This is a genomic window from Spongiactinospora sp. TRM90649, from assembly GCF_029382225.1.
Lineage (GTDB): Bacteria > Actinomycetota > Actinomycetes > Streptosporangiales > Streptosporangiaceae > Spongiactinospora.
In genome coordinates this window covers 20,480-31,923 of record NZ_JARLTC010000017.1, presented here as the reverse complement: position 1 = coordinate 31,923, position 11,444 = coordinate 20,480, and the positions used below count along the sequence as shown (strand labels likewise).

Genomic DNA, 11,444 nt, shown 5'->3' with positions numbered 1-11,444 from the left:
CGCCTTGTGTACGGAGCGGGAAGGAGCCAGGCATGGACGAGTGCGGGGACACGACGACGAGGGGCACGGCCGAGCCGGTGGCCGGCGACGGCCGGATGGACCCGGCGACCGAGGCGTTCATCGCCCATCGCAACCTGCTGTTCACCGTCGCCTACGAGATGCTCGGCTCGGCGGCCGACGCCGAAGACGCGCTGCAGGAGACCTGGCTGCGGTGGGTCAAGGTCGACCTCGCACAGGTGGCCGACCAGCGCGCCTACCTGGTGCGGATCACGACCCGGCGCTCGCTGGACCGGCTGCGCGCCATCCGGCGTCGCAAGGAGGACTACGTCGGTCCCTGGCTGCCCGAGCCGCTGCTCACCGCGCCGGACGTGGCCGAGAACGTGGAGCTCGCCGAGAGCGTGTCGATGGCGCTGATGCTCGTCCTGGAGACGCTGTCGCCGACCGAGCGCGCCGTCTTCGTGCTGCGCGAGGTCTTCGACATGGGCTATGAGGAGATCGTGGCCGCCGTCGGCAAGACCCCGGCGGCGGTCCGCCAGATCGCGCACCGGGCCCGACGGCACGTCGATGCCCGCCGTCCCCGCGAGGCGGTCTCCGCGAGCCAGGCCCGGGTGGCGCTGGAGTCGTTCCAGCGCGCGCTGGAGACCAGGGACCTGCAAGGGCTGCTCGACGTGCTCGCCCCCGAGGTCGTCCTGGTGAGCGACGGCGGCGGCGTCAAGCAGGCCGCGCCGCGGCCGATCACCGGCGCCGGCAAGGTGGCCCGCATGATCGTCAACGGCCTCGCCAGGGCCCAGGTCGCGCTCACCAGCGAGCCCACGATGGTCAACGGCAACCCGGCGCTCCTCCTCCGCCTGGACGGCGAGATCGACGGCGTCATCGCGGTCCGGGTCGAGGAGGCCAGGATCACCGGCCTCTACTACGTCCGCAACCCGCAGAAGCTCACCCGTATCGAATCCGAGACCCCGCTCACCCTGCGCTGAACACCACTGATGACTCCGCCAGATCTGTTACCGGGAGGTCCCTCATGACGAAGAGCGCCGCCGATGAACTCACCGGCCTGAAGCTGCCGGTCGAGCGTGACTGCCCGTACGCACCGCCCACCGCCTACGACCGGCTGCGCGAGCGGGCGCCGGTCAACAGGATCAACCTGACCAGTGGCGGTGAGGCGTGGTTCGTGTCCGGGTACGAGGAGGGCCGCGCCGTCCTCGCCGACCCCCGCTTCTCCTCGGACAAGCGCAAGGACGGCTTCCCGCTCTTCACCCTGGACGCGGCGACCCTGCGGGAGCTTCGCGGTCAGCCGCCGTTGATGCTCGGCATGGACGGGGCCGAGCACTCCGCAGCCCGCCGTGCGGTGCTCGGCGAGTTCACTCTGCGGCGGCTGACCGCGCTGCGCCCGCGCATCCAGGACATCGTCGACCACTTCATCGACGACATGCTCGCCGCCGACCGGCGGCCCATCGACCTCGTGCGGGCGCTGTCCCTGCCGGTGCCCTCCCTGGTGATCTGCGAACTCCTCGGTGTCCCCTACACCGACCACGACTTCTTCCAGAGCCGCACCGCCATGATGGTGCGCCGGACCTCGCTGGAGGATCGCCGGCGGGCCTTCTTCGAGGTGCGCGCCTACCTCGACGACCTGCTCACCCGCAAGGAGTCCGACCCCGGCGACGACCTGTTCAGCCGGCAGATCGCCCGGCAACGTGAGACGGGCGCCCTCGACCACGCGGGCCTGGTGAGCCTGGCCTTCCTGCTGCTGACCGCCGGGCACGAGACCACGGCCAACATGATCTCGCTCGGCGTGCTCGGGCTGCTCACCCATCCGGAACAACTGGCCCTCATCACGGCCGACCCGGGCAAGACGTCCATGGCGGTGGAGGAACTGCTGCGCTACTTCACCATCGCCGACGGGGTCACCTCCCGGCTGGCCACGGAAGACGTGGAGATCGGCGGGGTGAGCATCAAGGCGGGCGAGGGCGTCATCGTCTCGACCCTGTCGGCCAACTGGGACCCGGCGGCGTTCGAGGACCCGGCCGTGCTGGACGTCGAGCGCGGCGGGGCCCGCCACCACATCGCCTTCGGCTTCGGCCCGCACCAGTGCCTCGGGCAGAACCTGGCCCGGATGGAGCTGCGGATCGTCTTCGACACGCTGTTCCGCCGCGTCCCCACCCTGCGGCTCGCCACACCGGCCGAGGACCTGCCGTTCAAGCGCGACGGCGCCGTGTACGGCGTCCACGAACTCCCGGTCACCTGGTGATCGGGCCCTGACGCCGATCGAGACCGTCCCGGACATGCTTACGCCCCGTCCACCCCCCGATGGGGCTGGTGCGGACGGGGCGTAAACCGTACCGGTCAGATGAGGGCTAGACGCGAGCCCACAGGGCCGGTACGTTCGACGGCTCCCATCCAGGCAGTGAGGTGTGCGCCTGGATGCACCGGTAGGAGACGCCCTGGTAGGTCACTATCTGGCCCGCGGTGTACGCGGTCCATGTCGCCCAGGTGGTTTCGCCGCCGCCTCCGTTCACGGTCAGGCTGAACGAGGCGGAGCGGTCGGCCGAGGGCCCATCACCGTTCAGGCTGATGGTGTGCGTGCCGACGGTCGCGCCGGCCGTGGTCGCGATCGTCACCGTCGAGGACTGGCCGGACTGGATGGTGGCCGGGCTGAAGGTGACGGTCACGCCCGTCGGCAGGGTGCCGGCGGAGAGCGAGACGGACTGGGCGCTGCCGTTGGTGACCGTGGTGCTCAGCGTGGTCTGGGTGGACGCGCCCCGCTCGACGGTCGCCGAGGTCGGGTTGAGGGCGATCGAGTAGTCGTCCTGCGCGACCGTGCCCACGTTCAGCGAGTAGGCGGCTTCCTTGTCGACGGACGCGCCGTCGGCGAGGATCCGGATGGAGTGCGTGCCCGTGGGGGTGTTCGAGGCGGTGCTCACCCGCACGGTCGAGGACTGGCCGGACTGGATGGTGGCCGGGGTGAAGGTGACCGAGACGCCTGCGGGCAGGGTGCCGGTCGTGCGCAGGCTGACCGACTGGGCGCTGCCGGTGGTGACCGTGGTGCTCAGCGTGGTCTGCGCGGTCTCACCCGTGTTCACGCTTCCCGAGGCCGGGTTGAGGCTGACCGAGAAGTCGTTGCCCTGAGAGGTGCACGTCGGGTCGTTCGTCGCCGGGACGTTCACCGCGGTCCAGGCCGCCTTCGTGGCGTTGAACTCGACGCAGCTACCGGGGAAGAGCGACTTGGCGGCGTTCAGCGTGGCGACGCGCGCCTTGGCGTGGTTCCACGGAGCGGTCTTGGTGTTCAGACCGCCCATGAAGATCTGACCGGCCTTCTGGATGCCGATGCCGGTCAGCGGCGTGGGGCCGGAGCAGACCGTGCTGGCCGGCTTGCCCACCGGATTGGTGCCCTCGGCGAGCAGGTAGAACCAGTGGTTCTGCGGTCCGGCCGCGTTGTGCACCGGCTGGGAGGGAAGCGACGAGCTGTAGCAGTTCGGGTGCCCCTTGGCCTGCGGGTTGTACATGTTGCGGATCTCGCCGGAGCCGGCCAGGTCGGCCTCCTCGCCGACCAGGTAGTCCGGCGGGTCGAGGCTCGCCGGGTGGTTGACGTAGTGCTCGGTGAGCGCGCCCATGATGTCGCCGGTGGACTCGTTCATGCCGCCGGTCTCGTTGCCGGAGCCGGAGCCGCCGCTGCCGGAGAACTGGAAGACTCCGTGGCCGAACTCGTGGCCCACCACGTCGAGCGGGGTGAGCTGGCGGGTGCTGCTGGAGTTACGGCCGAACTCGGCGTGGGTGCCGTACCAGTAGGCGTTGACCTCGTTGAGGCCGACGCGGACGGGGAAGTGAGCGCCCGAGCCGTTGATCCCGTTACGGCCGAGCCACTCCCGGAGCATGTCCCATTCCTTCTGCCCCCCGAACATCGCGTCGACGCAGGCGGTCTCCAGGTTGGTGCCGGCTCCGGTGCCCCAGTTGTCGTCGGTACCGGTGTAGGTCTGGCCGTTCATGCCGCCGCACCGCAGGCCGGGCCGGGTGCTGTCGGCCATCGAGTAGCTGCTGCCGGAGCCCGATGTGGTGATCTGCACCGAGTTGCCGTTGTAGTAGCCGTTCCCGATGCCCGCCCGGACGTCGTCCCACGCGTCGACGACCTTGCCGTTGACGGCGTCGACGTACACGTGCTGGATGCTGGGGGCGTCCTTGGTCCTGCCGGTGACGCTGACTTCCCACGCGAGCCGCGGGGTCTTCGTGGCCGCGTAGATCGACAGGGTCGGCTTGCCGACGCTCTCGACCTTGACCAGCCGCTCGCGGGCGGTCTGCGCCGCCTGGGCGGCGGTGACCTTCGGCGTGGCGGACACCGCCAGTTCGCTCTGCTGGCCGCTGGCCACCGAGTGGACGACCTGGCCGGAGATGTCCGTGGTGACGATCGCCTCGCCGCCATATACCGGCAGGCCCTTGTGCAGCCGCTTATAGGTCAGGTACTGCACGCCGCGGGCGCCGGAGATGGCTCGTTCCAGCTTGAAGTCGTCCGACGGCGCGACCTTGAGCTGGTCGGCGGCGGCGGTGAGCGCGTTCTGCGCGCTCGACACGGCCTTGGCACGCTGCACCGGGTCAGGAGCGGCGGTCACGGCGAGGGTCTGCGCGGATCCTTGGGCATTGGTCTGGGCGGGTGCACGTTCGGTCTGCGATAAGTCCGATGCCCACGAAGGCGCGGACACCGAAGAAACGGTCAGGGCGACGGTCGCCAGTACGGCGACGCCACCTCGCCTGATTTTGGGGTTCACATGGCTCCTTGGGGGGTGCGAAGGAGCCCGGCCGGGTGGCGTCAGGCTCGCATTCAGCGCTTTGGAGTAGTAACCCCACAAGTTTCCATAACATGACGCTATGTAAGGGTTCGCGGTATGGAGCCGTGTTATGGGTCGTCGACGACGGTGTCAGGTCGCGGGCGTGGACCGGCGGGCGCGGTGGCGGCGTACCGCGTCGCGGTTGGCGCACGGCTGGGAGCAGTGGCGCTGCCGTGCATTACGCGAGGTGTCCGCGAAGATCGTCTCGCAGCCGGCGGCCGCGCGCGCGTGGTCGGTCAGCCGGGGATAGGCGGCGGACCGGGCCGGCATCGCGTTGACCAGCTCGGCCTTCTCGCGCTCGTCCGTGGCGTCGACGACCTGCGTCCAGGCGTCGATGACGGCGAGAGCTTGGTCCAGATCCGACGGTTCGACGGGGCGTTCCAGCACGAGCCCGGCCGTGCGGCAGCGGTCGGCGAGTTCGTCGGCGCTCGCCGGTGGGGAACCTGCCCTCCTCATCGCGTACGTAAGCCGGGCACCTGCACGCCCTGTGACCGGCGAGGCTCGTTAGGATTGAGCCGCATGACGATCTTTGGCCCGGTGATCGATGTGCGTCCGCTGTTCCCCGACGAGCGGCGTGCGCTGCTGGAACTCCTGCGTGAGCTGGGTCCTCGGGACTGGGCCAGGGCGACCGTCTGCCCGGGATGGGACGTGCACGACATCGCGGGGCACGTGCTCAACGACTACACGCGCCGCCTCTCCGGAAGCCGCGACGGCTACGCGGGAGCGCGCTTCGCCGACGGCGAGACGCTGCCGCGCTTCCTGGAGCGGGTCAACGGGGAGTTCGTCCGGGCGACGCGCCAGATCAGCCCCGAGTTGCTCATCGAGCTGCTGGAGCACCTCGGTCCCGGGCTCGACGCCGTGTGGGCCTCCCACCAGTTGGAGGCGCCCGCCGGTCTTGACGTGTCGTGGGCGGCCACGGACCTCGCCAGTCCCGCCTGGCTGGACATCGGGCGCGAGTACACCGAGTTCTGGGTGCATCAGCAGCAGATCCGCGACGCCGTCGGCCGTCCGGGGGCGGACGAGCCCGTGCTCATGACGCCGGTGCTGGAGATCTTCGCGCGCGCTCTGCCGCAGAGCCTGCGCGAGCACGACCGGTCCGAAGGGACGACGGCCGAGCTGGAGGTGCTCGGGGCCGCGGGCGGGCGATGGAGCGCGACCCCGCGACAGGGACGGTGGCACCTGACGGCACTCGGGGGCGAGCCGGAGGCCCGCGTCACGATGGACCAGGACACCTTCTGGCGGCTCGCCACCCGGGGCATCACCGTCGAACAGGCCCGCAGCCGCTCCCGGACCACCGGCGACCCCGAGCTGACCGCCGCCATGACGGCTCTGCTCGCGGTCGTCGCCTGACCTCCTCAGGATCTCCCGCGACCGGCGCGGCGGCGGCTGATGCCGGCCAGGCCGACCGCGATGAGGAGCGCCGCGCCGTTGAAGACCTGGCTCACCCACGACGGCGCGCCGACGAGCGTCAGGCCGCTGACGCTGACGGCGACGAACAGCACCCCGATGACGGTCCCCAGCACGGAGGGCCGCCCCACCTCGATCACGATCGTGCTGAGGAAGACCGCCGTCAGCGCCGGGAACAGCATGTTCATCCCGTTGTCGGAGGTCGCCGCGCCCTGACGGGCCAGGAGCAGCACCCCGGCGACCCCCGCCACCAGCCCGGAAAGCGCGAACGACAGGAACGTGATCCGGGAGACGTTCAGGCCCACCAGGCGCGCGGCGCCCGCGTTGGAGCCCACCGCGAACAGGTGGCGTCCGAGCGGCGTGTGCCGCATCACGAACCAGACCGCCGCGGCGATCAACGCCGCAGCCACCACGATCCTGGGGACGCCGAGCACCGAAAGCGACCCCAGGTCGGTGAGCGCCTCGGGGATGTCCTTGCTGATCTGCAGCCCGTTGGTGTACGCGAAGACGGCGCCGCCCAGCAGGGTCGCCATGCCCAGCGTGGCGATGAACGGGTTGATCCCGTAACGGGCCACGAGCAGCCCGAGCACCGCGCCCGCGAGCGTGCCGGAGACGACGGCCAGCAGGATCGCCGCCGGAAGGGGCAGCCCGAAGTGGGACACGGACGCCGCCGCCACGACGGACGACGTCGCGGTGACCGCGCCCACGGAGAAGTCGAACGACCCCGCCGCCATGGGGAAGAGCAGCGCGAGCGCCACCGTGAGCCCCACCGCCTGGCTGGCCAGCACCGAGCTGATGTTGGCCGCGCTGCGGAACGCCTCGCCGGAGGACGGCAGCACGGCGAACACCACGATCATGGCCACGAGCAGGAAGAGCAGGCCGTACCGCTCGGTGAAGCGGGCGAAGGAACGGCCACGGCCGGCACGCGCGGGCCGCCCGCGCGGTGTGGCGAGGTCGTTCGGCAGCACCGCCGAGTCCGGTGAAACGTCAGTCATGTGCCGCCTCCTTGCGAGCGGTCTGGGTGAGCCCGGCGATCGCGGCCTCCGTGAGCCGGGGGCCGTGGAGCTCGGCGACCTGCGCGCCGTCGCGCAGGACGATCACGCGGTGGCACAGGGTCTCAAGCTCCTCGAAGTCCGACGACACGACCAGCGCGGCGTTGCCCCTGGCCACGTGCCGCCTGACGAGATCGTGGATGTCGGCCCGCGCCGGGGCGTCGACGCCCTGAGTGGGTTCATCGAGCAGGAGCAGGCGTGGATCGAGCCGTAGCCAGCGCGCGAGCACGGCCTTCTGCTGGTTGCCGCCGGACAGGTGGGCGAACGGGGCGTCCGCGGTGGCGGAGCGGATCCCGAAGGTCTCGATCAGGTGGACGGCGTCGCGCCGCTCGGACGCGCGCGCCATCCGCCAGCCGGACCAGTACCTGCCGATGACCGTCGCGGATACGTTCTCCCACAGCGGCAGATCGGCGAAGGCGGCGTCCCTGCCGCGATCCTCGGGGACCAGGGCGACGCCCCGCCGGATGGCGTCCCTGGGGGACCGGAACCGGGCGGGCACCCCATCGACCTCGAACCCGCCCCGGTCCGGATTCGCCTGGCCGAAGAGGGTGCGCAGCAGGGTGGAGCGGCCGGACCCCAGCAGACCGGCGATGCCGACGATCTCGTGGCGTCGCACGCTCAGCGAGACCTCGCGCAGCGGCCCGGCCGCCAGCGCGTCCACCGTCAGGACCGTCTCCGCGTCCGCTGCGGGGCCCGCGCCGAGGGTCTGCCGGCGCATCTCCTCGCCGGTCATGAGGGTCACGATCGCGGATTCGTCCAGGTCGGCGGCGGACTGTTCGGCGACCAGGACACCGTCCCGCAGGACGGCGATCCGGTCCGCGATCTCCAGCACCTCCGGCAGGCGGTGACTGACGTAGACGATGGTCTGCCCCCGGCTCCGGCACCGGCGGATCGCGTCCAGCAGGACGCCCGCCTCGTGCTGCGACAGGCTCGCCGTGGGCTCGTCGAGCACGAGCGTCACGTGTTCACCGCCGTTCTCGTCACCGTCGCGCAGGGCGCGGGCGATGGCCACCAGCGTGCGGTCGCTGGGCCGCAGATCCCGGACCAGGCGCTGCGGATCGACGTCCACGTGCGCGCGTTCCAGGATCTCCCCGGCCGAACGGCGCAGCTCACGCCAGGAGATGGCCATTCCGGCGCGCCGCGGATAGCCGCCTTCGAGGGCGAAGTTCTCACTGACCGTCAGGTCGGGGACGAGTCCCAGATCCTGGTGCACGAAGCGGAGCCCGGACCGGCGGGCGATCGCCGGTCCGTAGGATCCCGTGGCGTGCGCCCGGCCGTGGATGGTGATCGTGCCGCCCTGGTCGGCCTGGTGGACCCCGGCCAGGATCTTCAGCAGCGTCGACTTGCCGGAGCCGTTGCCGCCGAGCAGGGCGTGGACCGACCCCGGCGTGATGGTGCAGGCCACGTCGCGCAGCACCGGCACGCCGTCGAAGGTCTTGGTGATGCCGCTCAGCCGGATGGCCGCGCCCGCGCCGCCGCCGGTCACCGTGGCGAGCCCTTCCACGTGCCGGCGTACAGGGCTGCGAAGTCCACGGGGCCGACGTACTCGGTGCCGGCGGCGGGCAGGTTGTGGTCTTTGTCCACGATCTGGATGCCGACGCCGCCGGGGACGACCCGCTCGCCGTTGAAGACGCGGTTCAGGGCGTCGATCGTGGTGTAGGCGCGGTAGGCGTTCGACGCGCCGAGGCAGTACTGCTGGCCCCTGCCGCCGCGGATGTAGTCCAGGTTGTCGATCTGGCACTCGTTGCCGATGACGACCAGGTCCTTGCGGGGGCTCGACACCAGCGCCGGCTGGATGCCCGCCACGAAGAAGTGGTCCACGTCCACCGCGACCACGTTGGCCTGCGAGGCCTGCACCAGCGCGGTCTCGAACTTCTGCCGCAGGTTCGGCACGTCGGCCGGCGCGACCTTCACCGTACCGACGATCTCGCACCCGCCGCAGGCGGCGATCCGGTCGATGAACCCCTTGGCCACGTAGTCGCCGAAGGCGATGCCGTGGAAGGCGATGTGCAGCACCTTCGCCTCGCCCCCGGTCTTGGCGATGGCGAGGTCGGCTCGCATGGCGCCGAGCCGGGTGTAGAAGTCGGCCAGCTCGGGCATCTCGGCGCTGTAGCTCGCGGGCGCGTCGAACAGCGGCGAGCTGCCGTCCTGGGTGGGGTCGTCGCAGTCGAACCCGCTGAAGGAGGCGATCTTCACCCCGGCCTTCCGCGCCTCCACCAGGGCCTGCCGTACGGGGGCGCAGTCCACCGAGACCAGCACGATGCCGCTTGCCCCCGCCGCCGTGGCCTGGCGGACGCAGGTGGCCATGCCGCCGTTGGCGTTGTTCAGGCCGTCGCACACCTTGGCCTTCCAGCCCAGCACGCCGGCCGCCGCGCTGAGCTGCTCGGCCTGGTAGGCCAGCGCGCGGACCTGCTGCCACGCGGTGATCACCCAGATGTGCTTGTCCTTGGCGGGCCGGGGGCCCGAGGAGGGCGGCTTGGTGTAGGCGCCGGCGTAGCCGCTCTCGACGGCCTTCACAGCGGAGTCCAGCACGCCGGCGGACGTGCCGGAGGTGCCGGAGGCGCCGCTCGCGTCGCCTGGCGAGGCGTCGCCGCCGCACGCGGTCAGGGAGAGGCAGGCGGCTACGAGGACGGAGAGGATGGAGACGCGGGGGTTACGGGGAGCGTTGACCATGTCGGTGGTTCCTTGATCTGGCCATGCTCTCGTCCAGAGGACGGTGGAGCGTGGGAGAGCCGTTCACGTCGTGTAGCGGGATGGGCGGGCGTCGGGCCAGCCGGTCAGTGATTCCATGGCGGAGGCCAGGCGGATCAGCGTGGCCTCGTCGAAGGGCGCGCCGATCAACTGCGCGCCGATGGGGAGCCCGTCGGCCGAGGTGTGCACGGGCAGGCTGATCGCGGGCAGGCCGGTGACGCTGGCCACCGCGGTGAAGGACACCATGGCCAGGGCGCTGGGCATGGCGGTCTCCGGATGCCGGTTGGCGTCGTCCCGCACGGTGCCGAGCGGCGGTGGCGGGGCGGCCATGGTGGGAGTGAGCAGGACGTCGAAGTCGCGCCGCCACTGGGCGGCGACCAGACGCGACTCCGTCTGCAGCAGCGCCACGGCCTGGGCGTAGCTGCCGGCGTCGATGTCGCGCACCCGTTGCCAGCGATGCCGGTTGTACGGCTCGGCGAGCTCGGGGTCGTCGAAGGGATGCACGTAGAGAGAGGTGGGGATGACCATCTCCACATAGGCGTGCGCGCCTTGTGGGCTGAGCAGGAAGGGCTGGACGGGGAAGACGTCGTGGCCCAGTCCTTCGAGCAGGCGGGCGGCGGCCAGGGCGGCCTTGACGCATTCGGCGTGGACCGGCAGCCCGGTGGGCGCTTCGAGGAGCAGGCCGACGCGCAACCGGTCCGCGAGCCGTCCCGTCTCCTCGGCGAACGGGCGGGCGGGGGCCGGCGCCTGGAACCAGGCGTGCGGGTCGGGCGCGCTGAGCGCGTCCAGGACCGTGGCGGCGTCCTCGACATAGCGGGTGATGACCCCTTCCGTCGTGCAGTACTCCCACCAGGACTGGACGTGCTGGGGGATCCGTGCCCGGCTGGGCTTCAGCCCGACCAGGCCGCAGGCGGACGCCGGCATGCGCAGGGATCCGCCGCCGTCGTTGCCGTGCGCGATGGGCGCCATGCCCGCGGCGACGGCGGCGGCAGCGCCACCGCTTGAGCCCGCGGGTGAACGGGTGAGGTCCCACGGGTTGGCGGTCGCGCCGTAGCGGGCGTTCTCCGTGGCGGGGAGCGTGCCCATCTCGGGGGTGTTGGAGCGGCCCATGAGGATGAAGCCGGCCGCCAGGAGCCGGTCGACCACCAGGTCGTTCACCGGCCGGGGCGCGCTGGAGACGCCTCGCGAGCCCATCGTGTTGGGCTGCCCGGCGACCGAGGTCAGGTCTTTGACCGGGAGCGGGACGCCGTGGAACGGTCCGATCGGGGCGCCGGACGTCAGGGCCCGTTCGGCCGCGCGGGCGGCGTCGAGGATCTGCTCGTCGTCACGCCAGACGATGGCGTTGATCTCCGGGTCGAATCTGTCGATCCGCTCCAGGTAGGCGGCGGCGAGCTCGGCGGGGCCGAGGTCGCGGGCACGGATCGCGCGGGCCAGTCGCACCGCGGACGCGAACAGATCCATGAGTCGTCTCCCGTCA

9 protein-coding genes are annotated in these 11,444 nt (G+C 71.3%); 3 read left to right on the top strand and 6 right to left on the bottom strand.

The features are described from left to right. Positions 1-32: 32 nt before the first annotated feature. Both P3X83_RS21235 and P3X83_RS21230 read left to right on the top strand, forming a co-directional pair. Positions 33-977: an RNA polymerase sigma-70 factor gene (locus P3X83_RS21235; protein WP_277306899.1), complete on the top strand. Its 945-nt coding sequence runs from the start codon at positions 33-35 to the stop codon at positions 975-977. A gap of 44 nt (positions 978-1,021) precedes the next feature. After that, complete coding sequence (locus P3X83_RS21230; RefSeq protein ID WP_277306898.1) at positions 1,022-2,248, top strand: cytochrome P450; 1,227 nt, start codon at positions 1,022-1,024, stop codon at positions 2,246-2,248. 106 nt (positions 2,249-2,354) lie between these two features. Here P3X83_RS21230 and P3X83_RS21225 read toward each other — a convergent pair whose 3' ends face one another. Then, complete coding sequence (locus P3X83_RS21225; RefSeq protein WP_277306897.1) at positions 2,355-4,601, bottom strand: M4 family metallopeptidase; 2,247 nt, start codon at positions 4,599-4,601, stop codon at positions 2,355-2,357. Positions 4,602-4,907: 306 nt separating this feature from the next. Continuing rightward, positions 4,908-5,273 carry a CGNR zinc finger domain-containing protein gene (locus tag P3X83_RS21220; RefSeq protein ID WP_277306896.1) on the bottom strand — a complete coding sequence of 122 codons (366 nt, stop codon included), beginning with the start codon at positions 5,271-5,273 and terminating at the stop codon, positions 4,908-4,910. Positions 5,274-5,336: 63 nt separating this feature from the next. Here P3X83_RS21220 and P3X83_RS21215 point away from each other — a divergent pair, with 63 nt between their 5' ends. Continuing rightward, positions 5,337-6,167 carry a maleylpyruvate isomerase family mycothiol-dependent enzyme gene (locus P3X83_RS21215; RefSeq protein ID WP_277306895.1) on the top strand — a complete coding sequence of 277 codons (831 nt, stop codon included), beginning with the start codon at positions 5,337-5,339 and terminating at the stop codon, positions 6,165-6,167. Positions 6,168-6,172: 5 nt separating this feature from the next. Here P3X83_RS21215 and P3X83_RS21210 read toward each other — a convergent pair whose 3' ends face one another. The 4 genes from P3X83_RS21210 to P3X83_RS21195 all read right to left on the bottom strand — a co-directional run bounded on the left by P3X83_RS21210 (position 6,173) and on the right by P3X83_RS21195 (position 11,428). After that, on the bottom strand, positions 6,173-7,219 hold the full coding sequence (locus P3X83_RS21210) for an ABC transporter permease (protein WP_277306894.1): 1,047 nt from the start codon (positions 7,217-7,219) through the stop codon (positions 6,173-6,175). Continuing rightward, positions 7,212-8,780 (bottom strand): sugar ABC transporter ATP-binding protein, encoded by a 1,569-nt coding sequence (locus P3X83_RS21205; RefSeq protein ID WP_277306893.1) that lies wholly within the window; start codon positions 8,778-8,780, stop codon positions 7,212-7,214. Before P3X83_RS21205 ends, P3X83_RS21210 begins: the two co-directional genes overlap by 8 nt. After that, positions 8,759-9,949, bottom strand: a complete 1,191-nt coding sequence (locus P3X83_RS21200) for a substrate-binding domain-containing protein (protein WP_277306892.1) — start codon at positions 9,947-9,949, stop codon at positions 8,759-8,761. Before P3X83_RS21200 ends, P3X83_RS21205 begins: the two co-directional genes overlap by 22 nt. A gap of 63 nt (positions 9,950-10,012) precedes the next feature. Beyond that, positions 10,013-11,428 carry an amidase gene (locus P3X83_RS21195; RefSeq protein WP_277306891.1) on the bottom strand — a complete coding sequence of 472 codons (1,416 nt, stop codon included), beginning with the start codon at positions 11,426-11,428 and terminating at the stop codon, positions 10,013-10,015. Positions 11,429-11,444 lie beyond the last annotated feature (16 nt).